The 25,995-nt window shown below is 51.1% G+C and carries 24 protein-coding genes; 12 read left to right on the top strand and 12 right to left on the bottom strand.

The features are described 5' to 3' along the window. Positions 1-52: 52 nt before the first annotated feature. Genes ACORNT_RS13400 through ACORNT_RS13415 form a run of 4 tightly spaced genes read left to right on the top strand, consistent with a single transcriptional unit; the run spans position 53 to position 5,621 of the window. Positions 53-2,662 carry a hypothetical protein gene (locus ACORNT_RS13400; protein ID WP_321391771.1) on the top strand — a complete coding sequence of 870 codons (2,610 nt, stop codon included), beginning with the start codon at positions 53-55 and terminating at the stop codon, positions 2,660-2,662. Then, a complete protein-coding gene (locus ACORNT_RS13405) occupies positions 2,659-3,720 on the top strand; it encodes a TRAP transporter substrate-binding protein (RefSeq protein WP_321391773.1) in 1,062 nt (353 codons plus the stop codon). The genes ACORNT_RS13400 and ACORNT_RS13405 overlap by 4 nt, the downstream gene beginning before the upstream one ends. Further along, positions 3,713-4,222, top strand: coding sequence for a TRAP transporter small permease subunit (locus tag ACORNT_RS13410; RefSeq protein WP_321391776.1), 510 nt, complete (start codon positions 3,713-3,715; stop codon positions 4,220-4,222). Before ACORNT_RS13405 ends, ACORNT_RS13410 begins: the two co-directional genes overlap by 8 nt. A 4-nt stretch (positions 4,223-4,226) precedes the next feature. Beyond that, positions 4,227-5,621 carry a TRAP transporter large permease subunit gene (locus ACORNT_RS13415; RefSeq protein WP_321391779.1) on the top strand — a complete coding sequence of 465 codons (1,395 nt, stop codon included), beginning with the start codon at positions 4,227-4,229 and terminating at the stop codon, positions 5,619-5,621. A gap of 49 nt (positions 5,622-5,670) precedes the next feature. Here the strand turns inward: ACORNT_RS13415 and ACORNT_RS13420 are convergent, their stop codons facing one another. Then, positions 5,671-6,789, bottom strand: a complete 1,119-nt coding sequence (locus ACORNT_RS13420; RefSeq protein WP_321391781.1) for a DUF2336 domain-containing protein — start codon at positions 6,787-6,789, stop codon at positions 5,671-5,673. A 258-nt stretch (positions 6,790-7,047) separates the two neighbouring features. Between ACORNT_RS13420 and ACORNT_RS13425 the strand changes: the two genes are divergently transcribed. From ACORNT_RS13425 to ACORNT_RS13435, 3 genes are all read left to right on the top strand, one after another. Then, on the top strand, positions 7,048-8,544 hold the full coding sequence (locus ACORNT_RS13425) for an alanine/glycine:cation symporter family protein (RefSeq protein ID WP_321391784.1): 1,497 nt from the start codon (positions 7,048-7,050) through the stop codon (positions 8,542-8,544). Positions 8,545-8,593: 49 nt separating this feature from the next. Next, positions 8,594-8,977, top strand: a complete 384-nt coding sequence (locus ACORNT_RS13430) for a cytochrome c family protein (RefSeq protein WP_321391787.1) — start codon at positions 8,594-8,596, stop codon at positions 8,975-8,977. A 137-nt stretch (positions 8,978-9,114) separates the two neighbouring features. Next, a complete protein-coding gene (locus ACORNT_RS13435) occupies positions 9,115-9,873 on the top strand; it encodes an ABC transporter substrate-binding protein (RefSeq protein WP_321391788.1) in 759 nt (252 codons plus the stop codon). A 20-nt stretch (positions 9,874-9,893) separates the two neighbouring features. On the opposite strand, the gene ACORNT_RS13440 is transcribed toward ACORNT_RS13435, so the two are convergent. Further along, on the bottom strand, positions 9,894-10,433 hold the full coding sequence (locus ACORNT_RS13440; RefSeq protein ID WP_321391790.1) for an ACT domain-containing protein: 540 nt from the start codon (positions 10,431-10,433) through the stop codon (positions 9,894-9,896). A 142-nt stretch (positions 10,434-10,575) separates the two neighbouring features. Between ACORNT_RS13440 and ACORNT_RS13445 the strand changes: the two genes are divergently transcribed. After that, on the top strand, positions 10,576-10,797 hold the full coding sequence (locus ACORNT_RS13445; RefSeq protein ID WP_321391793.1) for a DUF4170 domain-containing protein: 222 nt from the start codon (positions 10,576-10,578) through the stop codon (positions 10,795-10,797). A 15-nt stretch (positions 10,798-10,812) separates the two neighbouring features. Here ACORNT_RS13445 and ACORNT_RS13450 read toward each other — a convergent pair whose 3' ends face one another. Beyond that, the gene (locus ACORNT_RS13450; protein ID WP_321391794.1) at positions 10,813-10,998 is read right to left on the bottom strand and encodes a hypothetical protein; all 186 of its coding nucleotides are present in this window, start codon (positions 10,996-10,998) and stop codon (positions 10,813-10,815) included. 144 nt (positions 10,999-11,142) lie between these two features. Between ACORNT_RS13450 and ACORNT_RS13455 the strand changes: the two genes are divergently transcribed. Continuing rightward, a complete protein-coding gene (locus tag ACORNT_RS13455) occupies positions 11,143-11,706 on the top strand; it encodes a PadR family transcriptional regulator (RefSeq protein WP_321391795.1) in 564 nt (187 codons plus the stop codon). Positions 11,707-11,785: 79 nt separating this feature from the next. Then, a complete protein-coding gene (locus ACORNT_RS13460; RefSeq protein WP_321391797.1) occupies positions 11,786-12,754 on the top strand; it encodes a nitronate monooxygenase family protein in 969 nt (322 codons plus the stop codon). Here ACORNT_RS13460 and ACORNT_RS13465 read toward each other — a convergent pair. The 3 genes from ACORNT_RS13465 to ACORNT_RS13475 all read right to left on the bottom strand — a co-directional run bounded on the left by ACORNT_RS13465 (position 12,740) and on the right by ACORNT_RS13475 (position 16,903). Next, entirely contained in the window at positions 12,740-13,492 is a 753-nt protein-coding gene (locus ACORNT_RS13465; RefSeq protein ID WP_321391801.1) for a PhoH family protein, read from the bottom strand. The genes ACORNT_RS13460 and ACORNT_RS13465 overlap by 15 nt on opposite strands. 268 nt (positions 13,493-13,760) lie before the next feature. Next, positions 13,761-14,411 carry an OmpW family protein gene (locus ACORNT_RS13470; protein WP_321391804.1) on the bottom strand — a complete coding sequence of 217 codons (651 nt, stop codon included), beginning with the start codon at positions 14,409-14,411 and terminating at the stop codon, positions 13,761-13,763. Between the two features lie 110 nt (positions 14,412-14,521). Beyond that, complete coding sequence (locus ACORNT_RS13475; protein ID WP_321391806.1) at positions 14,522-16,903, bottom strand: EAL domain-containing protein; 2,382 nt, start codon at positions 16,901-16,903, stop codon at positions 14,522-14,524. A gap of 198 nt (positions 16,904-17,101) precedes the next feature. On the opposite strand from ACORNT_RS13475, the gene ACORNT_RS13480 reads away from it, so the two are divergent. Continuing rightward, entirely contained in the window at positions 17,102-17,368 is a 267-nt protein-coding gene (locus tag ACORNT_RS13480; RefSeq protein WP_321391809.1) for a hypothetical protein, read from the top strand. Here ACORNT_RS13480 and thpR read toward each other — a convergent pair. The 3 genes from thpR to ACORNT_RS13495 form a co-directional block, all read right to left on the bottom strand. Further along, a complete protein-coding gene (thpR, locus tag ACORNT_RS13485) occupies positions 17,365-17,940 on the bottom strand; it encodes an RNA 2',3'-cyclic phosphodiesterase (RefSeq protein ID WP_321391812.1) in 576 nt (191 codons plus the stop codon). The genes ACORNT_RS13480 and thpR overlap by 4 nt on opposite strands. Before the next feature lie 95 nt (positions 17,941-18,035). Further along, positions 18,036-19,010: a TonB-dependent receptor gene (locus tag ACORNT_RS13490; RefSeq protein ID WP_321391815.1), complete on the bottom strand. Its 975-nt coding sequence runs from the start codon at positions 19,008-19,010 to the stop codon at positions 18,036-18,038. 9 nt (positions 19,011-19,019) lie between these two features. Then, on the bottom strand, positions 19,020-20,369 hold the full coding sequence (locus tag ACORNT_RS13495; protein ID WP_321391818.1) for a TonB-dependent receptor: 1,350 nt from the start codon (positions 20,367-20,369) through the stop codon (positions 19,020-19,022). Positions 20,370-20,802: 433 nt separating this feature from the next. Between ACORNT_RS13495 and ACORNT_RS13500 the strand changes: the two genes are divergently transcribed. Next, the gene (locus ACORNT_RS13500) at positions 20,803-22,815 is read left to right on the top strand and encodes a tetratricopeptide repeat-containing sulfotransferase family protein (RefSeq protein ID WP_321391821.1); all 2,013 of its coding nucleotides are present in this window, start codon (positions 20,803-20,805) and stop codon (positions 22,813-22,815) included. 46 nt (positions 22,816-22,861) lie between these two features. Here ACORNT_RS13500 and ACORNT_RS13505 read toward each other — a convergent pair whose 3' ends face one another. The 3 genes from ACORNT_RS13505 to ACORNT_RS13515 are packed head-to-tail and all read right to left on the bottom strand — an operon-like array spanning position 22,862 to position 25,994. Beyond that, positions 22,862-24,265, bottom strand: a complete 1,404-nt coding sequence (locus ACORNT_RS13505) for a M20/M25/M40 family metallo-hydrolase (RefSeq protein ID WP_321391823.1) — start codon at positions 24,263-24,265, stop codon at positions 22,862-22,864. Positions 24,266-24,282: 17 nt separating this feature from the next. Further along, on the bottom strand, positions 24,283-24,702 hold the full coding sequence (locus tag ACORNT_RS13510; protein WP_321391826.1) for an acyl-CoA thioesterase: 420 nt from the start codon (positions 24,700-24,702) through the stop codon (positions 24,283-24,285). Then, a complete protein-coding gene (locus ACORNT_RS13515) occupies positions 24,699-25,994 on the bottom strand; it encodes an APC family permease (RefSeq protein ID WP_321391829.1) in 1,296 nt (431 codons plus the stop codon). The genes ACORNT_RS13510 and ACORNT_RS13515 overlap by 4 nt, the downstream gene beginning before the upstream one ends. Position 25,995: the final 1 nt, after the last annotated feature.

The following is a 25,995-nucleotide window of genomic DNA, read 5'->3' on the forward strand; positions in this document are numbered from 1 at the left end:
GGAGCCTGTTAGAATGCGCCGCAATATTCAACTAACGAAAAATGAATGCGGTATGAGTGAACAAAGCACGACCCAGGCAGATGGGGACAACAACCAGATCAATATCCTCAAAAAGGATCAGGTGGTAACGCCTCACCCGTCCTCGCTAAAACACAATCGGGTCAATATTTCCCGTGAAGTCGGGCTTAAAGCATGGCTGAAAAGCTATTGGCCCATGCTGTTTTCCACAGTACTGAGCGTCGTCTGGATCGCGGCCTGCATCAGCCTGTTTTTATCCTCTGACCGCCAACTCGACAGAATCCCGTTGTATGAACTAGCAGGCCTTCTTGCCGGCGCCATGCTGCCTTTGATGGTCGTCTGGCTGATGACACTCGCCTTTTTAAGGGTGACGCCTTTACGGGAAGAACGCCTGGCCCTGTCCAGCGGACTGGAAAACCTTCTTTCTCCGCTCGATATTGCACAGAAACGGATGGATACAATTGTTGCCAATCTTCACCGGGAGATCAAACACGTCGAGGCCGCCGGCGATATTGCCCAGTCCAGAATTGAAAATCTCGAAAACCGTTTTCAGGAACAGATCTCCTCATTATTCGAAGCAACAACAGGGGCAGAAAACAGGACCCGCGACTTTCAGGATCTTCTCGGTCGCGAACGGGACGCCCTCTCCGGTCTCAGCGAAGAAATCACGAACCAGCTCAAGGAATTGGAAGCTGTCTTCAGCCAGCTGAAATTTGACAGTGAAACCATTACCAATATTACCCGCAAAAACTCGGAAAAAGTCAGCAATGAGATTGTCTTCCAGAAAAAAACACTGGACGAACGCGCCCTGCAGATCGAGACCAGGCTGGATACTCTGGGTGAAAAACTCCATCAACTGACGGAGGCCCTCGACCAGAAAGTTGACACGTCCGGTCAAAAACTCGCCACCCTGTCCGGTGACATGGAAACACGCCGCGAGGCCCTGACCGATACCGTGGGCCTGTTGTCCCGGCAAACTGCTGAAATTTGCGCAAGACTTGGCGACCAGGCCGCCACCATGGAAAAACTTACCGGCAGTGCGGCTGATGACAGTGAGCGCCTGACCGCCCTGATCAAAGAACAGGCCAACGAACTCTCTGCAGTTGCTGCCGGCGCCCTCGCCCAGACAGCGGAGGCCGGTGAGAGTTTCCAGAGTCACGCCACGGGCCTTGGCCGGCTGTTCTCGGAAATCACGGAAAAAGGCAATATCCTGCTCGAGGAAAGCACCGGAAAATTCAGCGAAAATACGGCCCTGATCCAGCAGGTCATCAATGATTTTTCTGCCAATCTGGCAGAACAGATCGAGGAAACCACCCGCAGGATCAATACCCAGAATGAAAGCCTTGAGCATTCCCTGACCGCCCGCATCTCCAATGCCGAGGAAATTCTGGAAACCCAGGCGGAAGTCATCCGGGAAGGCCTCAGGCTGCAGGCCGAGGAAATCCAGTCCATCCTGGCCGGCAATACGGAACAGATCGGACAGTCCATCCAGGGCTCCCTGATGGATATCCAGCGCCATTCAGACGATATCAGCCAGATCGTCGAGGCAAACGTGACCAAGCTTGACGAAAATGTCGAGCTTATGGGCTCACAGGCCATTCAGTTCAGGGAACTTTCCGAAAGTTATCGCAATCAGCTTGACCAGTCCGAACAGAAACTGAAACAGCAGCATGAGGACCTCACCGACAGCATAGCCGTCGTCACGGATCAAATCGACCTGGCCATCGACAAACTCAAGGATCAGTCGTCTGACCTGGGCTCCCACGGCCAGACGGTTATCGACAACATCCTGAGCCAGACAGAGCAGCTTGCCGGCCATGTCGAAGAGATCCGCCAGCGGGCAGAAACAAGCCTGCGGGACATGCAGGAAATCGAGACCAATATCGGCGCACAACTGGATGCCGCCGAGGAAAAAACCGGCCACATTACCGAAGACTGGCGCAAAACCTCGGAATATATCGGGGCAAAATGCAGCGAGACCATCAACCATCTTGGCAGCCTGACCGAGCGCCTTAAATCGCTGGAAACAGACAACAACAGGACCGTGGAAACAGCCGAAACCAATATCAAACGCATCTCCGATGAACTTCAGCATGCTTCTGAAAGCATTTACCTGGCGTCGGCCAGTGCCATTGAGGCGGCGGATGAAACCAACAAAGTTATTGATCAGCACAATGAAAAATTCCAGCAGCTGATCAAATCAATCCAGCTGTCCAGCAGCAGCGTTATCGCCGATGCCGAATCTTATGAAAAGCGCATCAGCCAGAAAGCGGGGGGCGGCTTTTCCTCACTTGCCTCAAGGGTCATGGAACAGCTGCAATCCTCTGCTATCGATATCGGCCGATATGTCGATGAAGATGTGTCCGACGATCTGTGGCAACTCTATGTCAAGGGTGACAAGAGCGCCTTCCTGCGCCGTCTTAAGAAGGTCAGTGACAAGAAGACACTCAGCAAAATTGCTGACAAGTGCAAAAACGATTCCGATTTCCGACGCTACATCCAGGATTATATGGAAAATTTCGAAGATCTGATGTCGAAAGCCATGAGCAATAATTCAAATTCTGCCTTTGCCGTCTCGCTCATTTCATCGGATGCCGGCAAGGTCTACCTGGCCCTGGCGCAGGCGGTCGGAAAACTTTCATGAAATATGTAACCGGGCTTTTATTTCTGGCACTCCTGCTTGGCGGATGTGATCAGAAAAAAAATGTCCCGAGCGAAGACAAAACAGAATCTCCTCCAGTCTTCATGAAGATGGCCAGCAGTTACCCTTCGAGCCTCGGCTTGCTGGGGGCCAGCGGCACAAGAATCGAAACACAAATCCATCTGATTTCCAACGGCAATGTATCCATCAAATTTTTCGAACCCGGGGCCCTTGTCCCCAACCTGGAAATCTTTGATGCGGTATCTTACGGGGCGCTTGACGCCGGCTGGTCCGCCCCCGGCCTGTGGAGCGGCAAGGTCCCCTCCCTCCAGCTTTTCAGCGCTGTGCCCTTCGGTCCCGGTGCTGCAGAATATCTGGCCTGGTTTTACGGCGGTGGCGGCCGGGTTATTTTTGAAGAGATTTACGAGCGACATAATATTCACAGTCTTATCTGCGGCGTAAACCCGCCCGAAGCCTCCGGCTGGTTCCGCGAAGAAATCAAATCCCTGGACGATCTGAAGGGTCTGAAAATCCGCTTCTATGGCCTCGGCGCCCGGGTATTGAGCAAGCTTGGGGTTTCTACTCAACTCCTCGCCACCGGCGATATATTCCCGGCCCTTGAACTGGGCACCATCGATGCGACGGAATTTTCCATGCCGTCAATCGATTTGCAAATGGGTTTCAGCCAACTCGCCAAACATTATTACTTTCCCGGCTGGCACCAGCAGGCGACTTTTTTCGAGCTGATGATTAATCTGGATAGATGGAACAGCCTCAATCCGGTCCAGCAGGCCCAGATTGAAAGCGTCTGTGCCGATAATATCAGATTTACCCTGGCCTTCGGCGAAGCCGATCAGGCCGACGCCCTGGAGGAACTCCAGAAACAGGGAGTACAGTTCCACAAGTGGCCGGAGGAAATTATGCAGGCTCTTCATGCCGCCTGGCTGGAAGTCGCCCGGGAGGAAGCCGATAAAGACCCCGATTTCAAACGGGCCTGGGACTCCCTGTCCGGTTTTCGGGAAAAATACAAAACCTGGAAAGAGCTGGGTAATCTTGACTGATCTTGCCAAAATAGAAAAATCCTTGTCCTCATTCATTTCCTCGACAGGTAAAATTTCATCCTGGCTGGTGGTCGTTATGATGCTGGTGATCGTTTTTGATGTCATCAGCCGTCGTTTTTTTGTCATCGGTTCAGTCAAATTCCAGGAACTGGAATGGCACCTGCATGGAATATTGTTCCTCTGTTGCCTCGGGTACACCTATCTGAAGGATGCCCATGTACGGGTTGAGTTTTTGCGGGAAAAACTGTCGCCCCGGACCCGGGCCTGGCTGGAGATCGCCGGCAGCCTGTTTTTTCTCCTCCCCTATTGCCTGGTGCTGATTTACTTCGGCTACGACTTTACGGTACGGGCCTTCGTCGGCAATGAAGTGTCGGCGGCGGCCGAGGGCCTCCCCTTCCGCTGGATTATCAAGGGCTTTATTCCCTTAGGTATATTCCTGCTGGCCCTGTCCGCTGTTACCGTCATCCTGCGCAACCTGCTTCAGCTGAAACAGGTGGATTAGCGCCATGGCGGCTCTGACGGAATATCTCCCCCTTTTGATGTTTGTCGCACTCGGCCTGTTTCTGTTCAGCGGTTATCCCGTGGCCTTCGTTCTCGGCGGCACAGGACTTCTTTTCGGCCTGATCGGCATGACGATGGATCTTTTCAATTTCAAGGAATTCTTCCTGATCATCTCCCGGATATATGGCGGCGTTGTGGAGAATCTGGTCCTGATTGCCGTCCCCATGTTCGTCTTTATGGGAATTATCCTGGAACGTAGCGGCATCGCCCGAGACCTCCTGCAGTCCCTCCAGATCCTGACCCGCCGTATTCCTGGCGGCCTTGCGCTTTCGGTGACGCTCCTTGGCACCATAATGGCCGCTACAACCGGCATTATCGGCGCCAGCGTGGTCATGATTACGCTGATGGCCCTGCCGGTCATGCTGGAACAGGATTATGACAAGGCTTTTGCGACGGGTACCATCGCCGCCTCGGGCACGCTGGGTATCCTTATTCCCCCCAGCATCATGCTGGTGATCATGGGAGAACTCCTGTCGACCTCAGTCGGGACACTGTTCGTAAGTGCGCTGGTTCCCGGCCTGTTGCTGGCCCTGCTGTATGTGGTTTATATCTTTATCAGAAGCTGGTTGAACCCGGCGATTGCCCCCTCGGACACAAAAGCTCACATTACCGGGAATGAGGGTTTCAGCGAAACAGCTTTGCCGAATGATAATTCCATCACCCTGCTGCTGAAAAGAATTCTGCCGCCGTTGATACTGATATTACTGGTTCTGGGGTCCATTTTCGGCGGTTTTGCCACTCCGACAGAAGCCGCCGGAGTTGGCGCCTTTGCCGCGCTTCTCCTCGCTCTTGTCAAAAAACGCCTGAATATTTCTGTACTGGGTAGAATGTGTGAAGAAACCGCCAGTACCACAGGAATGGTCTTTGGTGTTTTTATTGGCGCGACCGCCTTTTCCTATGTTTTCCGCTCCCTCGGTGGCGATGACCTGATCATTGGCTTTATTCAGTCCATGCCGGCCGGCCCCTGGATGATCCTGGGCGGGCTCATGCTCCTGATTTTCGTGCTCGGATTCTTCTTTGACTGGATTGAAATAACCCTGATCGTGCTGCCGGTTTTCACCCCCATCATCGGCGCTCTCGATTTCGGCCAGCATATTGCCTCTTCCGACATCGTTGTCTGGTTCGCCATTCTCACCGCGATCAACCTGCAGACCTCTTTCCTTACCCCGCCCTTCGGCTTTGCCCTTTTCTTCACCAAGGGCGCTGCGGCGGACAGTGTCAGCATCCAGGATATTTACCGCGGCGTGGTACCATTTGTCCTGCTGCAGCTTCTGGGACTGACACTGGTCATACTGTTTCCGCAAATCGCCCTTTGGCTGCCGAATATGCTGATCAAATAAAAAGCCGCCCAAAAAAGGCGGCTTTCAGATACTGTATGGGAAAATATATTTATGCGGCTGCAGTGCCGCCGGCCGAACCCATTTTTGTAATGAAATAGTCCAGGTTCTCTGGATCCACATCATTTTCACAATAGGTCAGAACCCTCTCGAGCATGCGGCTGCGGAAACGTTCACGGTCCTCGCCTGCACTCACGGACATATCTTCTGCCACATCAAGGGCGGCTTTTGCCAGCGGCAGAAGTTCCGGGGACAGGTTTGCCTGCCTGAAAATGGCGGAAATTCCAAGATCACCGCGGTCGTGAATAAGTTTGTAGGCGTTGCTGACCGGAATATTGCAGAGTTTGGCTACTGCTGCTTCGAAGAACACCAGGTCCCCCATGCACAGGGCCCGCAAGATAAGTGTCGGTGTCAGGCGGCCGTGGCTGTGCAATTGCTCCACAAGCTGGCGCACATCCATGACGTCGGCGCCGCCATCCAGCAGACTGACCGTCGCCCTTTCACGGGCGCTCAGGAACAGGTCCATTGCCATATCCGGTGACATTTCGTGATGGGTTACCAGATGATCCCTGACTTTCTCGGACACCAGGCTGACCAGACGTTCCGCCACCTTGATCGGCAGTTGGTCCCGTTTGGCAAGCGGTGCATTGACTTTTTCGCTTTCACCGAATTTGTCCAGAACCTTGCCCATTGTACCTTCTGAGAGTTCGGCGCTTTCATTGGAAACAAGAGTTGCGACCACATCTTCGTCCAAGCTTGTCTCGACAATAGCCTCGGCCACTTCAGAGGACAGATTTTCACGTCGTGCAACTGCCATCTGGCTTTCTGAGCCACTGTTAGCAATGATTTCCTTCAGGTCTTCATCGGTCAGGACTTCGGAAAACTCCAGAATCGGCAGCGAGACTTCCGTGACATCATTTGCCAGGGTAAGTGCCACATCATGGGGAATTTCCGGATTATCCATTAGACTAGCAGAAAGCGCCACCCGAACGCGAACTTCCGCGTCTTTCACCATGAGTTTGAAAATATCTTCGGCAATCTTCTTTTCTTCCGGAGACAGTGATGCTCCGGAGAAATGCTTGCCAACCTTTTCCGCTGCTACAGCACGGTTTTCAGGAGACGGGTCCTGCAGGAGCTTTAAAACGTCGGATTGACTGAGAGTGTTCGTCATTAAAACCTATGCCTTTATCTCTTTGGTATTACTGTTCCCGTATTGAACCGGCAGCCATCGTCCGGGTTCCAGCTCTCCAGGCCCAATAATCCCTTTATTTCTGAACAACACGGTGTCATTTTCAACAAAAGTAGTTAAACTCGCGTTAATATGCGTTATAACTTCGAAAAAATTAAAACCAAAAACCGTTTTCAGGGGATGAAAATGAAGAAAACAAATAAAAATATAGTTACTGCACTACTTATACTCTTGTCGGGAATGTTTGCATCTTCAGCCCATGCTGTTGCCCTGGACACGGACAAAATCGATCAGGCGATCAATGGCGCCGTTGCCCCCTTCACAGACAGATTTTCGGCCTTCATTTTCTATCCCATAACCATTGCCGGGCAGGATCTGCCCTGGATTGTTATCTGGCTGGCAACCGCGGCTGTCGGATTTACCCTTTATTTCTGGTTTATCAATTTCAGGGGATTTGGCCTTGCCCTGCGCATTGTACGCGGCGACTATACAAAGAAGTCGGATGCCGGTGAAGTCAGCCATTTCCAAGCCCTGACCGCAGCGCTTTCCGGCACAGTCGGCCTTGGAAATATTGCCGGGGTCGGCGTCGCCATCAGCCTGGGTGGACCGGGTGCCACATTCTGGATGATCGTGGTTGGCTTGTTTGGCATGACATCAAAGTTTGCTGAATGTACCCTTGGGGTAAAATATCGTGAAATTGATGAAAACGGCGTCGTTTCCGGTGGTCCCATGTATTATCTCAAGAAGGGCCTGGCTGAAAAGGGCTTCCCAAAAATTGGCCTGTTTCTGGCCGGTATTTTTGCCATTTGCTGCATTCTGGGCTCCTTCGGTGCAGGAAATATTTTTCAGATCAGCAATTCCCTTTCAATCATTAAACATGTCACCGGCGGTGAAAACAGCTTCCTCCACAATAATGGCTGGATCTACGGCGTTACCGTGTCCATTTTCGTGGGTGTGGTTATTATCGGCGGCATCAAATCCATCGCCTCGGTTACCTCCAAGCTTGTCCCCTTCATGTGCGGAATTTATATGCTTGCGGCTTTCGGTGTTTTGTTCAGCTTGTTTGACCAGATCCCGGCCGCTTTTGCCGCCATTATTGAAGGCGCCTTTGCACCTGAGGCAAGCATCGGCGGTGTTATTGCCGTTATGATCCAGGGGATGAGACGGGCCACCTTCTCCAACGAAGCAGGCATCGGCTCTGCCGCGATTGCCCACTCTGCCGTAAAAACCGACGAACCGGTAACCGAGGGCCTGGTTGCCCTGCTTGAACCCTTTATCGACACTGTTGTCGTCTGCACAACCACAGCCCTGGTCATCATCATCACCGGCGCCTATCTGACCGGAGATTCGACCGGGATCGTGCTGACCTCAAATGCCTTTACAACGGTCTATCCGTCCTTCGACATGGCACTGGCGGTCATCGCCTTTCTTTTTGCCATTTCCACAACCATCACCTGGGCCTACTATGGGCAGAAATCATGGGAATTTTTGTTCGGTGGCGGAAAAGCTATCGGCACCGCCTACAAGCTTCTGTTTTGCGCCGTTGCCATCATCGGATCCACAATGCCGCTTGGAAAAATTGTAGATTTCGGAGATGCTGCGCTCTTTTCAATGGCAATTCCAAATATTATCGGTGTTGTCATCCTGGCACCTGTTGTAAAACGGGAGATCAATTCCTATCTGGAACGTATAAGAAGTGGAGAAATCGCGCCGGTCACTGCCGAAGAAAAAGCCTGAGGTAACTGATATCCGGCCTTTAAATCTGAAAACTCAAAAGGACTATAAAATGAACTTGCTTTTGAAAATGGCACTCGCGTCCGTCATTGGTATGGTGGCGGCGACTACAGCCAGCGCTGAGGGAGACGCTACTCTCGGCCAGAAAACCTTCAAGAAAAAATGTGCCGCCTGTCACACTGTCGATAAGGGCGGCAAGAAGAAGGTTGGCCCAAACCTTTATGCTATTGTCGGTCGCGAAGCTGCCAAATTTGAAGGGTTTAAATATTCTGATGCAATGGTCTCTTCCGGACTGACATGGGATGAAACCACTCTGGATCATTATCTTACACAGCCCAAGGCGCTGGTCCCCAAGACCAAGATGATTTTCGCCGGTCTTAAAAAAGAGCAGGACCGGGAAGATCTTATTGCCTATCTGAAAACTCTGGCAGACTGACCGCAGAACAACCGGGAAATGGGTGCTTTTTATTTAATTATATGAAGCGCCCATTTTTTGACATTTTGGCACACCAGAATGCATTTAACATTACATATGATACGCTGATAACATACTGACTTTTAGGGCTCTAAATTATGAAGAACGCTTCAAAAGCCGTCGCACAAAAGAATATAATCACACGCCGGATGGCAATTTTTGCCTTTTCCAGCCTGCTGTTGATCGGCGCATTCTTTTATGCGCAATCACTTTTCGCCGCACCTGAAGCCGAAACAACCCCAAACCAGAGCGAGGAAGAACAAGCCAAAGGCAAGGCATTTGTCGAGGCTACCTCCCAACGCGCACTGGATGTTCTGAAACGGAAAGAAACACTTTCAGAGCCTGAGATTGAGGATGAATTCCGCGTAATCCTGACTGACGCATTTGCCATCGACTATATCGGAAAACTGGTACTGGGCAGGCACCGGAAAAAAGCGACAAAAGAAGAACTGAAAACCTATAACGACCTGTTTCCAGACTTCCTGATCAAGGTTTATGCTTCCCGGCTGACCAAGCTTGACACCACCCAGATCGATATCGGCCGGGTCATCCCGCACGGCAAGAAGGATATGTTCGTGCGCAGCAAGGTGCTCGGGGAAAACAACGAAACTTTTGATGTTGACTGGCGGATCCGTCCCTTCAACGATGCAGGCTATCAGATTATCGACGTAAAAATCGAGGGGATCAGCATGGCCCGCACCCAGAGGGACGATTTTACATCACGGGTCAGCGAGAGCCAGATGTCCGGCCTCAATCAATATATGAAGAATATTATTGACGGCGTTGAGGAAGCCGAGCCCATTGATATCAAGAAAGACGGCGAGACGGCAGATTCTGACATAGAAAATAACAGCTAATCGCCGCTTTTCTGCAGAATCTAGACCTTGTGATCATGGCAGGTCAGCTGAAGCTGGCCTGCCGTATTGTTTATGGCCGATATACAGGCTTCCGCCCGGTCGGGATCTACAGATATTGCAAAGGTTGTGTGATAAACCATTTTCCCGTCGTCTCCCATCCGGCGTGTGGAATGCATACGCACCACATTGGCATCATAGTCAATAAAGGCTTCCGCCAGCCGGGCAATAAGGCCGGGCTGGTCACCGCCGCCCACTTCAATAATATGTGTCACGTTTGACGTGCTGTCCTGATCGACGGGAAAACGAAAATCTGTAACCAGACAGTCCGCGTTGGCCAGACATTCAAGGGACTGAAGTTCGCTTTGCAGAAAGCGGCTTGAAACCTCACCGGGCAGTTCGGCAACACAGGAAAATTCACACCCCTTCCCCAGCACGGCGAAGGAGGTATCCGCCAGATTAACACCCAGATCGAAAAGACGTCCGGTCACTGCTGCAACAAGACCAACCTGATCTGGACTGACGATAGAGATGAGAACTGTATGGTTTGCTGAATTTGGCATGTTGCGCTTTGTCCCGAATGGCGATATTACAATATTTTCGTTATTCACAGAAAAATAACCGATTAATTGCTATTCTGCCAACAATGATTTCCGGATCATTGTATACCGGAACAGGCTTCTTCCAATTGCAACAGGTAATATTATGTCAGAACAACTCTTACATCTCGTCTTCGGTGGCAAAGTTAAAGATCCACGCGGTCTGGAATTTGAAGACACGGACGAACTGGATATTGTCGGAATTTTCCCCAATTACAAACAGGCGAAAGACGCATGGAAGGGCGCCAGTCAGGCAAATGTCGATGACGCCCTTACAAAATATGTAGTGGTCCACCTCCACAAACTGCTTGAGCCGGAGAGCGAATAAACGGATCAGCCCGGATCAGTTGAAATATAGGTCTATTTCCTGGTCCAGGCTGTCTTTTCCGGCCACATAGACTCCCAGACGTCCCTTCAGTATCTCCCGGGCCTCTTCCTTGTCCCTGGGGCGAATATGTTTCAACAGCACCCGCGCAATCCGACGGGCTGTTTCCGGATCATGAATGAGTTCAGGAACGATTGATTCCATCAGCTTTAACCTCCCAATGAATTTTGACGAGGTTTGTTGTATACTCCCCGACTATGACCCAAAAATTGACTAAATATGACATTCGAATGACATTCAAAGCCGTTCTGCAAAGTAGGCATGAATGCACCCAAGGCAGGTATCCAGATGAGCAATAACCGAAAAAGCCGCACCGTTTATGCCATACTCGGATTCCTGTGCAGCAAGCCCCGTTCGGGCTATGACATCAAAAAAGCCATCGAGAAAAGTGTCGGTTTTTTCTGGAGTGAAAGCTATGGGCAGATTTATCCCATTCTTAAAAAGCTGGTGGAAGACGGTCTGGCCGAAAAACTTCAGGATGAACTCCCTTCCAGCCGCAAGCGACAACGCTATGCCATTACCGACAAAGGCCGGAAACAACTGGCTCACTGGATTGAGCAGGACGCTGACTATCGAGGTTTTCGTAACGAGCTGTTGCTGAAACTATTTTTCGGCACGACGGTCGATACAGAAGTAAGTATCCGGCATTTGCGGGATTTTATTGTTCATGAAAAGAAACGCCTGGAGATGTTTGAGGGGTTCCATGCAACGCTCCCCGGGAATAAGGAACAGATGACGCCGAATATCGTCTTTCTGACCGCTACCCTCAACTATGGGCTTTCCGGAACCCAGCATAATATCAAATGGGCAGAGGAAACCATCGGGATGCTGGAAGAACTGGACAAACAGTAATCTTTCACCTTGTGTCTGGCCAGCCGATAAGCTATTTTTGCCAATAATGTATCTGCAAGATATATCGAGGAGAAAATCTATGTCCATGCCAGACCTTCTTGCCAATAAGCTCAGCCTGCCCGTCGTCTGCTCCCCGATGTTTATCATCTCCAACCCCGACCTTGTCATCGAGCAATGCAAGGCCGGACTAGTCGGCTCCTTCCCCGCCCTCAATGCGCGGCCAGCCCTTGTGCTTGATGAATGGCTGACCAGAATTAAATCCGAACTGGCCGACTATCAAACTGCCAATCCCGGGAAAAAGGTTGCCCCCTTTGCCGTAAACCAGATTGTCCATCAGTCCAATGACCGGCTGGAACATGACCTCCGCCTGTGTGTTAAACATGAAGTGCCAATCATTATCACCAGCCTGATGGCGCCGGACCAGATCGTCCGCCCGGTTCATGATTATGGTGGCCTGGTGTTTCATGATGTCATTAATTTACGCCATGCCCGCAAGGCGGCGAAGGCGGGCGTAGACGGACTGATCCTGGTCTGTACAGGGGCTGGCGGACATGCCGGATCACTCAACCCCTTTGCCCTGGTTCAGGAAGTGCGTGAATTCTTTGACGGCACCATCCTTCTGGCGGGATCCATCAGCACAGGTCGTTCCGTTCTGGCGGCCCAGGCCATAGGAGCTGACCTTGCCTATATGGGAACCCGCTTTATTGCGACAGAAGAAGCAAATGCGGATCCGGCCTATAAACAGATGCTGATAGATCATGCAGCGAGTGACATCGTCTATTCCTCGCTATTCACCGGTGTACATGGCAATTACCTGAAGCCGAGCATTGCGCGGGCCGGCATGGACCCGGACAACCTGCCGGAAGCAGACAAGTCGCAGATGAATTTTGCCAGCACCGATGCAAAGGCCTGGCGGGATATCTGGGGGGCCGGTCAGGGGTTGGGGAGCATCAAGGACGCCCCCCGTACGGCAGAACTTGTCCAGAGGCTGATCAGTGAATATGCCGACGCCAGGGCTGACCTGATAAAAGCCTCAGATTACCTGTAGCATCGCCGCGACCAACGGATGCCGAACGATATCCCTGTCGGCGAGTCTGATGACAGAAACGTCATCCAGAGTGGACAGTCTTTCGGAAATATCGGCAAGACCGGACAGGCCATCAAGCAGATCGGTCTGGGCCGGGTCTCCCGTCATGACCATAGTAGACTGCCACCCAAGACGGGTCAGCAGCATCTTGATCTGGCCGTAGGTGCAGTTCTGCGCCTCATCCACAACGATAAAGGCATTATTCAGGGTACGGCCGCGCATGTAAGCAACCGGCGCAATTTCGATCGTGCCGTCATGCAGGTATTTCTTGAGATTTTTCAGCCCCATCCTGTCCGCCAGGGCGTCATACAGGGGTCTGAGGTAGGGCGCCAGCTTCTCATCGACTGCACCGGGCAGATAGCCGAGGTTTTCCCCGGCTTCCACGGCCGGCCGGCAAAGCATGATTTTTGAGACTTCCCCCGCATCAAGGGCTTCCACAGCCTTGGCAACGGCAATATAGGTTTTCCCAGTGCCGGCAGGCCCCACCGACAATATGACGTTATGGTCCTCGATTGCCTTGATCAGTTGAGCCTGGTTGTCGCTCTGGGGCTTGATTTTCCTAATATATTTCCTCTCCCTCTTTGCATCTTCTGTACCAAGGGGGTCCCACCCGCCGTCACGATAAAGCGGTCGAATATTCGAACTGTGAATATTCTGGTTTTCAGCAGTGTTGTGCACGCGTCTGGTTCTTTTACCCATTACAGTCTCCAATTTTAAGGTGGATAGGAAATACGCTCATCAGAACAACAAAAAACGCCTTCCCGGCTGGGAAGGCGTTCAAAATACTTTTTTGGGCAACAGAAAGATGTTCAGTTTCTCGACTGGGGTCGTCTATTCCCGCTCGCGGTATCCTCACTCTGAACTATCCTTTCTCAAAGATTCGTTACATAAAGTGTAATCTTTCAGAGTGAGAATGTAAAATATTTCTGCACTGCGTCATAAATATTTCTTTTATGACGTCCCGTTATCAGAACAGGTAGCCGATACCGACACCAACAATCCAGGGATCAATATCAACGCCGTCAGCGGTAACAACATCGTTGCCGATGCTGACGTCTGTATTGAGCCACAATTTTTTCACGTCGACGTTGAAATACCAGTTGTCCTTGATTTTATAATCAAGGCCGGCCTGCAGGGCAAAACCGAAACCGTCGGAATAGTCGATGGTTGTCAGGCCAAGGTCTTCGAGAGCGGTAGAGGTATTTTCGCTGTAGAAGAAAGTATAGTTCACACCAGCGCCAATATAGGGGCTGAAATCTTCCTTGGGTGCGAAATGATACTGTACTGTCAAGGTCGGCGGCAGAAGCCAGACACTGCCCAGCGGCACATCACCGAGGTCGGTGCCATTCACAACAGGATGATGCTTGGCTGTACCGGCAATCAGTTCAAGACCGATATTGTCGGTGACAAAATATGTAAAGTCCAGTTCAGGCACGACGGCATTGTCGATGTCTACTTCACCGCCAATAGAAGATGTTCCGCCAGCATCTGGAGCGACGAGAATACCGCGTGCACGGATCATCCAGTCACCTTTTTCCTTTGCGTCAGCGACACCGGTCATCAGGGTGGCGGCTGCCAGGCCTGCAATACAACAAGTTGTAAGAAGTTTAGTTTTCATGGTGTTTCCTCTTAGTGAATATTGGGAAATAAATATCCTTTGTTACAAACGCAACTTAGAGAAAGAACAATTGTTTGAAATTGATTTAGATCAGCTACTAAAAAGAATTTTCACTTACTTGAATGCGCCCTGAACCACTCGGTTACCCTATCGGCTTCCATGGGCCTGCTGATATAATAACCTTGGGCCTGGTCACATTTCAGCTGGGCAAGAAGGTCCAGTTGCTCGGCATCTTCAACGCCTTCAGCGATAACCTTGAGGTCGAAACTATGCCCCATGCTGATAATTGCCTCGATCAGGGACTGTGATTCCCGATCTGCCATCATACCACTTACAAATGCCCTGTCGATCTTAAGTTTATCCACAGGCAGGCGCGGCAGATAGGACAGCGACGAATAACCGGTACCAAAATCGTCAATGGAAAGCTGTATCCCGAGGTCGGCAAGTCCTCTCAGAGTTGTCAGAACCTCCTCGGTCTTGCTCATGACGATTCCCTCTGTAATTTCCAGTTCAAGATATTGCGGCTCCAGGGACGCCTCTTCAAGGCATTCCCGCACAAAATCCACAATCCTGTTGTCATGGAAATGGAGCGGGGAAATATTTACCGAAACCGGAAAGGCCGGCAGTCCCCTCGCCTGCCAGAGTTTGGCCTGCACACAGGCTTCCGGCAAAAGCTGTTCGGTCAGGGGAATAATCTGTTTTGACCATTCGGCAAGAGGAATAAACTCTCCGGGCGATACGAACCCCCGTTCCGGATGGTTCCAGCGCATCAGGGCCTCAACGCCGCATATCTGGCGGCTGTTAAGATCAATCTGGGGCTGGTAATGAAGCAGAAACTGACTTGATTCCATATTCTCCCGGATATCCGAAAGAAGGGTATTTCTATCCACCAGTTCGGCCTGCATTTCAGTATCGAAGATTATGACCTGACTGCCGCCTTCCTCCTTCGCTTTGTGAAGGGCAATTCCGGCATTCCGCACCATATGTTCAGCATTTCCCTTGTCATGCGGGTGATATGTAATGCCAATCGAAAGTTCCACGGGGATCTGCGCCCCCTCAATATTAATCGCCTTCCTGGTGTTGTCTTTTAGGCTTCGCGCTTCCTGCAATACAGCTTCAACATCTTCATACTGATCGCCGGTAATGGCAAATTCATCTCCACCAAGGCGAGCCAGGAATTCGTCCGGGCGCATAAAGGTCTTGAGAACCTCCCCGAGCCTGACAATGACATTGTCTCCGACTGCATGTCCGAAGACATCGTTAATATTCTTGAAGTTATCGATGTTGACAAGAATGACGCTGACAATTTTATCGGTGTTTTTTGACTGCAGCAGTTTCTTCTTCAATTCCCGCCGGAACATCATGCGGTTGGGCAAGTTCGTCAGGGAATCAAGTTGAGCCATTTTTACAAGAGCGTCAGTACTGGCCTGGGCCCGGTGAGTCATATCGGAGAAGTTGAGAATGGTTTCCCCGTCCGATAAAAAATCCGCCCTCATATCAAAGACACGCCCATCGGAAAAATCAATCTGCTTGTGATAACTGCCCTCTATCCGGCGGCTTTCCAGTTCGCGGATTTGCTGTTCCGTCTCAGCCTTTACCTTCTCGAGGGGAAAGCCTTCACGAGCCATCTGCCAGTTGCCCAGATCACGCAGGTTCACTCCCATTTGAAGGACATTATCAGGCAACTCAAATATCTTCTGATAGGCTTTATTCCAGATGATCAGGTTAAAATCCCTGTCAAACATGGCCAGCCCGCCACCCATCTGATCAACCAGGTGATGCAGGCTCTCTATCGATTTGTAGTGACTGCCATAAACTTCTGAAATTTCATGGACCAGTTCCCGGTTTTTTCGCCGCAGGGAAACAGAGGCAACGAATATCCTGTGGAACTGAGAACCGGCATAACCCAAGAGAAGCACAAAAATCACACATGCCAGTGCAAAAACATAATTATGCAACTCACCCCCTCCAATGAAATGAAACAGGACAGGTATACTGCAGGGAACCATGAAGGCCCACACCGCAAGCCGATGCGCCACCCCAACCAGTACCGTCACGGCAGACAGACCGGCCAGCATGGCCATAATCAGGTAAGGGCTGATCATATAGGTACTGTCTGCGGAAAAAAATATGGCACTGCCCCATACCAAACCCGAGAAGGATGTAAACAGCAGATAAAGCCTCAGCCAGTTTTTTTGCGATTTTTCAGTTTCGATTCGCTTGGTATATAAAGTAAGAGACAGTCGGGGCAGCAGACTTACAGCAAGTGCTCCGTACCAGGCCATGGCCGATACCTGCGGCACCCTGCCCCAGATCAGCCACAGGAACACAAAGCCCAGCAACAGACTGGCAATCACATTGGGAACGATCACGGAATGTAACGTTCTGATCTGCGCATCACGCAACCGCACGTCAGAAAGATGCGGCACAAACAGATCATTGTCTGTGTCATCATCCAGATTCTCAAAGACTGTTCCTGAAGCAGGTTTCATCTGATTGCGTCGTCTTTTTATAATTTAAAAGCTGTATATAAAACGAAAATCGTAAATAAATTAACAAGATGCTGGGAAATACTATCCTAAATTGAAAAATCGTTCAACTCACTGACCCATCATGATTGCTTTCAAAATATATAACAGTTTTATTTTCTTCCGACTGTATGTAAAATATTGCCAAAGGAATGGTAATTTATGCTTACACAAGATCAACTCACCCTTTCAAATATTCGACACGAACTGGATCGGATCAGCAATGAAATGATTGACCTGATCCAGAAGTACAGCCTTGATGCCAGCTCCTCGCTGGAGATTATCGTGGTCGCCAGATCAAAAATCTCTGATCAGAGAGACTATATCCGCTTTCTCGAGCTGTCTCTCGAGGGCCGGATTTACGGTGAAGCGGCGGAAATGCTGGAAAAGTCAATCGTGACAGAAGCAGACGAAGATATCGAGCACTAATCCCGCCCTGTCAGGACTGCCCGGACAACAGGGGTATAGACCGCCCCGTCCTGCAGAGTTTCACTTCTGTAGAGGCCTATTTCCGTAACCTGTTCCCGGAATGTAAGCTCCATATTTGGCAAAGTACGCGGCAATGCCGCCCGGCCCCTCACCCTGGCCAGGGTGATATGAGGTATGAATTCACGAACCGGCACCTCAAAACCATTTTCCGACAGGTCGCGGACAAGTCGGTCCTGCAATACGGTCAATGCTATATTCTCCTCAATAGACACTGCAAGAAACCGCGTCCGCGCGAATACCCCTAACTGCTGCATGCCATTCATGGTTATCTGTAAAGGCGCCGCCTGCCGCCCTGCCCGCTTCAGGATCTCCGACAGCAATGGTATTTTTTCTTCCGGCTGGTTGCCCAGAAAGGCCAGTGTCAGATGATAGTTTTCCGGCGGGATCCAGCGTATATCCGCCCCGCTCAACTGCTTTTTCAATCGTCTGGAGAAATGGCCGACCGTCTCCGTTGCCTCCCCTGTCAGGGGAATGGCCATAAATAACCTTACTGTCTTTGCCTCTTTGTCCATAAATAACACATACAAAGAACGGAGCCGGTCGGCAAAGAAAAAGCGGCGGACAGTTGCCTGTCCGCCGCTCATTTTTAAACAAGATATCTGTCAGATCAGAACTTCTGACCAAAACGTGCGCCAATCGTCCGGGGACGGTTGGTTGACGTTGTCGTATCCAGCTCACTCGGATAACCCGGGTAATATTTTGCGATCTCCGCACGAGTGTCAGTGACGTTGTCGGCAAAGACACTGAAGGTCCAGTTATCCCCGCTGACGCCGGCAGACAGGTTCAGAAGGCCATAGGCATGCTGTTTTTCGCGCAGACTAATATCAAGATTATTCCAGCTATAGCCTGTGTAGGAATAGGCTGCCTGCAAAAATCCTGGTAAATTGCCAACCTCTGCCTCATAGCGGGCAATTGCCGTAAACTGAAACTCTGGAACAAAAGGCATTCGTGTACCAGCCGGTGCAATAGTTTCGATAACAGTGTCTCCATCATCCTCATACCTATTTTCATACGCCGTTGTAAGTTTGGCGTCGTTGTAGGAACCGGACATTGACAATGTCAAATTCTCCGTTGCAGCGAAAACAAGATCAAACTCGGCTCCATAGGTCCTCGAGTTACCCGCATTTCGGATAATGGTGAGGTTTGAGACTGCGAAATCCAATACACCGAGTTGAACGTCAGACCATTCAACATAGTACACTGCGCCGTTAAACCGGAGTCTATTGTCCATCCAGGTTGTTTTCCAGCCAATTTCATAGTTGTCGACGAAATCTTCCTCATAGCTTGGAATCCCGGGGACCCGGGCGCGGTTCACACCACCAGGACGGAATCCCTGGGAGAATGTGGCATAGACCATTTTGTCGTCATCAATGGTGTAGCTCAGGTTGACTTTAAAACTTTGACCGGTGTTTTCTTTTTCATCATCCAGAATTCTGGTATCGAAACAGGGATACTGAGGTGTTCCAGTGTCCCGATCTTCAACAAAGTCACCATTGCCATCATAATAGCCGGTACAATGGCCAAGGAAGCCGTTAAAGCCATACAGTGTATTCCGGTATTTATAGAAACGCGCACCGCCCAACAGAGTAAGCTAATCGGTTAGATCGAAACTTACCTCTCCGAAAACTGCATAATCCCGGTCGATACGTACCTGTTTGGTCTGCCATGTTGTATGACCGTCAGGAATGACGGAATTGGCGGGGTTCATATCCGGTACTACCCACTGCAGGTCAAAATCATGGACCTGGCGCTGATAAAATAGGCCGGCGATCCAGCGGAGACGGTTTTCCTGCGGCGACTGGATACGAAGTTCATGACTTTGGCGGGTGTATTTTTCATCACCCAGAACATACTGTGACGGATCCGCACAATCTCCACCGGCTGTATAATAGACACAATCGTAATCATATCCGGCATAAAGATTTTCCAGAAATTCCGCATATCCGGAATAATCATAGATACTGTCCACATTACGGTTCAGGTAAGCACCTGCATAGACCACATCCAGATCACCAATTTTGCCCTCGACCGTCAGTGTCGCCTGATACCAATCTTCATCATATTCGGTGGGGAAAAAATCCCGTGCCTTCAAGTCACCGATATCTTCCGGGTCATGGGTGAATGAGCCAGTGGATTTCTGATGCTGGAAAATCAGCCCCGGAGTCACAGTCCAGTTTTCATTCAGATCAACCCTCAACAGGCCGCGTGCGCCGGTTGTTGTGGTATCATTGAAGTTTTCCTCAACAATATCGGCGTTATCCTTGACAATACCACTGGCAGCATACTCAATGGTGGCCGGCACGTTATCGATATAACCACCGTCATCCTCATGCCAGGCCACCAGACGAATGGCGCTGTTATCGGTCATTGGAATATTTGCATACCCCTCAAGGGTGAAGCCCGCTTCACCATTTTTAACTGTATTCACCGCGACATCGTAACCGGCTTCAAATTCACCAATCACAGGCTTATTTGTAATAATCCGCATGGTGCCAGCCTGGCTGCTTGAGCCAAACAGGGTGCCCTGCGGTCCGGACAATGTTTCGATCCGTGCAATATCATAGGCATGAATGTCCAGAATCTGGTTGATGGTGGTGATGGGCTGCTCATCAAGATAGACACCGACACTTGGCATGGATCCGGAATGAACGCCGTCGCCGCCGCTGGAAATCCCGCGCATGTAAACCTGGGACTGACCGGGTCGAGCGGTCTGGAAGGATACCGTCGGCAGGAACTGGATGTAGTCGTCAAAGGCATTGACGTTCAGGTCTTCCAGTTGCTGCTTACCAAGAACCTGCACAGACAAAGAAACATCCTGCAGGCTTGATTCACGTTTCTGGGAAGTCACGATGATCTCTTCGAGGACCACTTCCCCTTCTTCAGCAGCGTAGACTGCCTGTTGTGCCGAAAGGGCCCCGGACAACAGCATCGTCGAAGCCATCAATGCTGACCTCGAGACGGATAATTAACTTTCATATTTTCACTCCCTTCGTATATTTTAATTGCATAACGCGCTTTTCACTGGTGCAATTTTATCGCTTTGACGTATCGAGCGCTTGGTTGACGTTTTGTATACCCCTACCGACGAATGTAACCCCTTATCAAACATTTTTGCATCTTTCAGAAGACATTACAAGACCCTGCGGGTACTATTTTGTACATTTGAACAAGTCTTTTTTTTATTTTTATTATCATATAGTTATATATTTTTTTGAATGTTTAACATTATCATAGAATTAGGGAATGTCACTATCATGGGCAATTCGCCTTGACACCCTCCTGTCTTTGCCCGTTTAATTTGATGAAATAAAAAATAATATAATGCCCGTGATCTGACGTAGCGGGAGGATGAAAAGGGACAAAACGCAGAGAAAATGTCTTCAGCAAATCAGGATCCGCACGGGGATCTAAAAACCGCCCTGAACCATGCCGCCAGCCTGTTGCAACAGAATCCTGCATTGGCTGAACAACAGGCACGGGAGATATTGAAAGTTATCCCGGACTTCGATCCGGCAAACCATATTTTGGGTGCCTCGCTCAGATTCCAGGGGAAATTGCCAGAGGCCCTTATGGTGATGGAACCTCTGACGGACAAACTTCCCTTCTCTGCCCCAATCTGGCATGAGTACGGCCTCGCCCTTGCTGCTGCCGGCAATGGAGACAACGCCGTCAAGGCACTGCGGCAAGCCGCTTCGCTCAATCCGCAACAGGCTGAGGCATGGCGTGCCCTTGCTGAACAACTGACCCTGTCCGGTGACAGTACTGCGGGTGAAAAGGCGATAGAGAAATACATCTCCTGCCTGACCAGCCATCCGGAACTCAATCAGGCCACAGCACTTTTTCACCAGGGGAAAATTGCCGAGGCGGAACGGCTCGCCCGCGATATCCTGAAAAACCACCCGACTGATGTTGTCGCCATGCGTTTGCTGGCTGACATTGGCGTTAAAGTGGGACAATATGACGACGCTAAAAACCTGCTTGAGCGGGCGCTTGAACTGGCCCCGAATTTCCATCTTGCCCGGCACAGCTACGTAATTACCCTGTATCGGGGACAGGATCTGATTAAAGCAATTGAAGAAATTAACAAACTCCTTGCCATAGAACCGAACAATCCCAATTACCTGACACTCAAGGGTACGGTTCTGGTACGCAAGGGAGATCATGCTGACGCGTTGGAAATCTATGAAAAGCTTCTCACCAACTATCCGAAACAGTCCAAGGGCCAGTTGAATTATGGTCATACTCTGAAAACAGTCGGCCGTCTGGATGAGGCCATTACCGCCTATCACAGATCCATTGAACTCAGCAACGAAGCCGGGGAAGCCTACTGGTCACTGGCTAATCTGAAGACTTATAAATTCAGCGACAAGGATGTGGAACATATGCTGTCGCTGGTGACCAGCGAGGGAGGCGATCCGGATGATCAGTCCCATCTGGCGTTTGCCTTGGGCAAAGCCTATGAGGATCGCGGCGATTATGAAAATGCCTTCAAATATTACAAACGCGGCAATGCGATCCGGCGCCTTCAGCATCCTTATGATGCCAAGATCAACATCTATGAATCCGTCCGCCAGATCAAATGCTTTGATCGCAATTTTTTTGCTGCCCGACAGGGTTGGGGTTGCCCTGCCCGCGATCCGATCTTTATTGTCGGGCTGCCGCGCGCCGGCTCTACTCTGCTGGAACAGATCCTGGCCAGCCATTCACAAGTGGAAGGCACCGCCGAGCTTATCGATATCATCGCTATGAGCCGCAAACTCGGCGGCAAAAAGAGACATAATGCCGCCACCCTCTACCCGGAAGTACTGCAAGACCTTTCGCAAGAAGAACTTCGTGAACTGGGCGAAAGTTATCTGGACACGACACGGGTGCAGCGCAGCACAGACGCACCCTATTTCATCGACAAGATGCCAAATAATTTCCAGCATATCGGGTTGATCCATTCGATCCTGCCCAATGCCAAAATCATTGACGCCCGCCGGCATCCCATGGGCGGCTGTTTTTCAGGATACAAACAGCTTTTCGCCCGCGGCCAGGCCTTCACATATAACCTTGAGGACGTTGGACATTATTACCGGGACTATGTGAAACTGATGGATCACTGGGACGTGGTTCTGCCCGGCCGCGTACACCGTGTCCAGTATGAGGAAATGGTGGCGGATACGGAAAACCAGATTCGCCGGCTCCTGGACTATTGCGGGCTGGAGTTCGAGGAGTCCTGCCTGAAATTCTACGAAACCGACCGGGCGATCCGCACCCCAAGTGCGGAACAGGTGCGCCAGCCCATCTACAAGGCCGGGCTTGAACAATGGCGACATTTCGAACCCTGGCTCGATCCGCTCAAGGAAGCGCTCGGACCCGTCCTCGAGCGTTATCCGATCGAATAAGAAAAAGGGGCCCGAAGGCTCCTTTTCCTCTCTGCCTGACTGCTTATTATTTTGTAAGTTCTGTCAGAATGGAATGCCACATTTTCAGGGCCACCGGCAGGGTCGCCACCGGCACACGTTCATTCAGGCCGTGGGCATATTCATCAGACGCCTTCATGAAAATACCTGAAAAAGTATAACTGGGAATACCGACTGCCCGGAAATGCAGCGCATCGGAGGCGCCGGACGCCATATGCGGAATGATCGGCAAGCCCGGATAGGACGCATGCACCCCGTTGGCGATGGCATCAAACACATCCTTGCGCATGGGCGATGCATCACTTTCCAGCGGTTCATCAAGAACGGTCCATTCCAGTGCGTCATTGGCCACAACCTTTTTCAGGGTCTCAAGCGTCTTCTGCACACCAACGCCCGGAAAAATACGGCAGTTGATAGTGGCAACCGCAGACTGGGGCAATGCATTTTCCGCATGACCGCCCCTCAGCATGGTCGGGATGCAGGTGGTGCCGGTGGAACCCACATATTCCGGACGACTGCGCAGTAGGTCTACAGCCTCCCGGTCATCGGGATTTTCCGCAAAACGCTTCATAGCCTTACCCAGTTCACCGCCGACAAGAGGCGCCGTCCTGGAAAAATAGGCCCGGGTCAGTTCACTGGACATGACCGGAAATTCGAAGGCAAAGATTTTATCAAGTGCCGCTGACAGATCCTTGATTGCATTATCCTTCCGGGGTAACGAACTGTGGCCACCCGGATTTACGGCCTTCATCTCAAAAGTGGCATAGGTTTTCTCTGCACTATCCACAGTATAGGAAACAGCCACGCCATCCTCGTCAAGCTGTCCGCCGCCGCCATCGGCCACCAGGGCAAATTCCGCATCAATCAGGTCCCGGTATGTGGTCGCCAGCGCACGGGTTGTTGCCATCAGGCTTTCTTCATCGCCGGACAGGGCCAGGACAAGATCCCGACCAGGCACATATCCGTCCGCTTTCAGGCGCATCAGGGTGGCTGACAGAACCGAAACTCCGAACTTGTTATCACTGGAACCGCGACCGAAGTAGTATCCATTTTCCTCGATCAGGGTGAAGGGATCGCGTTCCCAGTCCTCCGGCAGGGCATCCACCACATCCATATGGGCGGACAGCAGGATCGGTTTTTTACCCAGTCGTCCATCACCGCGAAACCGAACCACCAGGGCTGCTGTATCTCCCATGGGCAGAAGATGAATATCTTCTGCCGGGAAGCCGGCGTTCCGGAATTCACCGGCAAGATATTCGGCGACCCTGGGCACAAGCCCCGATCCTTCGGCCGAACGGATGGCAACCGTTGTTTTCAGCATTTCCAGGGCCTTGTCCTGGAACGGCTGCGCGTCTGTTGCCGCCCGGACAGGAAGGCAAAGATTACTTGCGAGTATAATGCCGCCAGCAAGAACGGCCCATATTTTCTTCATTGTGATTTTCTCTTTCCTCAACTGTTACTCTGATCCCCGGAAGCCGTCATCAACGCTGCCGCCCTTGTTCTGAATTCTTCCGGCAGCAGTCGGGACTTGCGCGCAATCAGGTCAAAAAAAGCATAGCTGGCCTCCTGGCTGGCGGCAATATTGTTTCCGTTGCAGTTCACAAGTTCATGATGTGCGCTGAACGATGAATTGCCGATCCTGCTGATCCCGCTTCTGACAAAAAACAGATCCCCTGCCCTCAGTTCCGCAACAAACCTGGTCGTCAACTCCAGATCGACAAACCCGGTCTCGCGATCAATCGGCAGGCCGCAGGCGTGAGCGAGATGATAACTGGCATCATCAAAAATTGCAGCATAGTGCCGTGTTGTCAGATGTCCCATGATGTCACACAGATTGGGATGGACAACGCCTCTGTTGGTTTCGATCATACCCATCCCTCGAGGTTTACCACCTTCTTTCTGTACAGGTAATAGATAATACCGGCCGCCAGATAGGCGCCCCCGGCCACGATCCTGACCTGGCTGCCCTCAAATACAAAATACAGAAACAGGGTGGATACAACAATGATGCCGATCCCGCCAACAAGCAACCCGATCCGGCCGAGCTTAAAATCAGCCTGACCATATTCCTGCGGTGCCTTTTTAAACACCCGAAGAAGTGCTACGCCGATAATGACCTGATACAGCAGGGTCACGCCGGACACCCAGACAGCATATTCCATAACTGTCTGCCCAAGCATAAGCGCGATGATGGAAAAGAAGACAACCAGGATTACGCTGTTATGGGCCTTGCTCTCTCCACCGTTACCGTCGCGTAATTTTTCAGAAAACACACCGGCCTCGGCAAGGGCAATAATATCCCTTGAAGCAACCAGAATAAGGGCATTGACCGAAGTGGCCGCTGCCCCCACAGCAGCAATTGCAACAAAGAACCCGCCCCATTCACCGAAAATTATCTCCGCCAGATGACTGACCGGCGCCTGCAAAGTGGCAAGTGTCTGCCAGGGAATTGACCCCACCAGTGCAAGCGAAAGGCAGATATATGTAATCAGGACCACAATAAAGCTGAGGGCAAGGCCCAGTGGAATGGTACGCGCCGGCCTGCGGATTTCACCGGCAAGCTCCATGACAACCATAAAACCGCCATAGGAGAAAAAGGCCGGAACCACAGCCTGCATCACCGGTTTCATCCCCAGGGGAATGAAAGGCGTGATATTTTCAGCCTTGACCGCCGCCATGCCGCCAACCGAAACCGCCACAAGTGCGACCATGAAAACCAGAACCAGCAAGGTCTGAAGATTCACAAGGTTCCGTGCGCCGCCCAGGTTAATGATCCCGAAAAACAGGACCACACCATAGGCGGCGACTGTGTGGTTTACGGCAGGAAAAAGTCGTACGAAATAGTCGGCAAAACCGTTGGCGATTAATGCAACGGCCAAAACGTAAACGGCCAGCATCAACCAGATGGTCACAAACCCGCCCATAGGAGACACCAGCCTGGCGATGGCCACATAACCGGCGCCGGTTTTGGGAAAGATACTGCCCAGCTGGGCCGCCACAACACAGGAAAAGACCGCGATGATAGCTGCCAGCCCATAGGACAAAATCACTGCCGGGCCGGTCGCGCCGGCCAGTTGCCCCGGGAGCACGAAGATCGACGCCCCGATAACATATCCTACGACAGTAACAACAACTGCTGTAAGGCCGAGTTCCCGTTTCATG

The organism is Emcibacter sp., assembly GCF_963675455.1.
GTDB lineage: Bacteria > Pseudomonadota > Alphaproteobacteria > Sphingomonadales > Emcibacteraceae > Emcibacter.

Bases quoted from the DNA above. Each gene is read 5' to 3' on its own strand.
- ACORNT_RS13435 (WP_321391788.1), top strand. From the start codon at position 9,115: ATGAAGAACGCTTCAAAAGCCGTCGCACAAAAGAATATAATCACACGC.
- ACORNT_RS13440 (WP_321391790.1), bottom strand. From the start codon at position 10,433: ATGCCAAATTCAGCAAACCATACAGTTCTCATCTCTATCGTCAGTCCA.
- ACORNT_RS13405 (WP_321391773.1), top strand. From the start codon at position 2,659: ATGAAATATGTAACCGGGCTTTTATTTCTGGCACTCCTGCTTGGCGGA.
- thpR (WP_321391812.1), bottom strand. From the start codon at position 17,940: ATGGACAAAGAGGCAAAGACAGTAAGGTTATTTATGGCCATTCCCCTG.
- ACORNT_RS13515 (WP_321391829.1), bottom strand. From the start codon at position 25,994: ATGAAACGGGAACTCGGCCTTACAGCAGTTGTTGTTACTGTCGTAGGA.
- ACORNT_RS13450 (WP_321391794.1), bottom strand. From the start codon at position 10,998: ATGGAATCAATCGTTCCTGAACTCATTCATGATCCGGAAACAGCCCGT.
- ACORNT_RS13495 (WP_321391818.1), bottom strand. From the start codon at position 20,369: ATGGCTTCGACGATGCTGTTGTCCGGGGCCCTTTCGGCACAACAGGCA.
- ACORNT_RS13455 (WP_321391795.1), top strand. From the start codon at position 11,143: ATGAGCAATAACCGAAAAAGCCGCACCGTTTATGCCATACTCGGATTC.
- ACORNT_RS13445 (WP_321391793.1), top strand. From the start codon at position 10,576: ATGTCAGAACAACTCTTACATCTCGTCTTCGGTGGCAAAGTTAAAGAT.
- ACORNT_RS13465 (WP_321391801.1), bottom strand. From the start codon at position 13,492: ATGGGTAAAAGAACCAGACGCGTGCACAACACTGCTGAAAACCAGAAT.
- ACORNT_RS13500 (WP_321391821.1), top strand. From the start codon at position 20,803: ATGTCTTCAGCAAATCAGGATCCGCACGGGGATCTAAAAACCGCCCTG.
- ACORNT_RS13420 (WP_321391781.1), bottom strand. From the start codon at position 6,789: ATGACGAACACTCTCAGTCAATCCGACGTTTTAAAGCTCCTGCAGGAC.
- ACORNT_RS13430 (WP_321391787.1), top strand. From the start codon at position 8,594: ATGAACTTGCTTTTGAAAATGGCACTCGCGTCCGTCATTGGTATGGTG.
- ACORNT_RS13415 (WP_321391779.1), top strand. From the start codon at position 4,227: ATGGCGGCTCTGACGGAATATCTCCCCCTTTTGATGTTTGTCGCACTC.
- ACORNT_RS13505 (WP_321391823.1), bottom strand. From the start codon at position 24,265: ATGAAGAAAATATGGGCCGTTCTTGCTGGCGGCATTATACTCGCAAGT.
- ACORNT_RS13510 (WP_321391826.1), bottom strand. From the start codon at position 24,702: ATGATCGAAACCAACAGAGGCGTTGTCCATCCCAATCTGTGTGACATC.
- ACORNT_RS13400 (WP_321391771.1), top strand. From the start codon at position 53: ATGAGTGAACAAAGCACGACCCAGGCAGATGGGGACAACAACCAGATC.
- ACORNT_RS13425 (WP_321391784.1), top strand. From the start codon at position 7,048: ATGTTTGCATCTTCAGCCCATGCTGTTGCCCTGGACACGGACAAAATC.
- ACORNT_RS13460 (WP_321391797.1), top strand. From the start codon at position 11,786: ATGTCCATGCCAGACCTTCTTGCCAATAAGCTCAGCCTGCCCGTCGTC.
- ACORNT_RS13480 (WP_321391809.1), top strand. From the start codon at position 17,102: ATGCTTACACAAGATCAACTCACCCTTTCAAATATTCGACACGAACTG.
- ACORNT_RS13470 (WP_321391804.1), bottom strand. From the start codon at position 14,411: ATGAAAACTAAACTTCTTACAACTTGTTGTATTGCAGGCCTGGCAGCC.
- ACORNT_RS13475 (WP_321391806.1), bottom strand. From the start codon at position 16,903: ATGAAACCTGCTTCAGGAACAGTCTTTGAGAATCTGGATGATGACACA.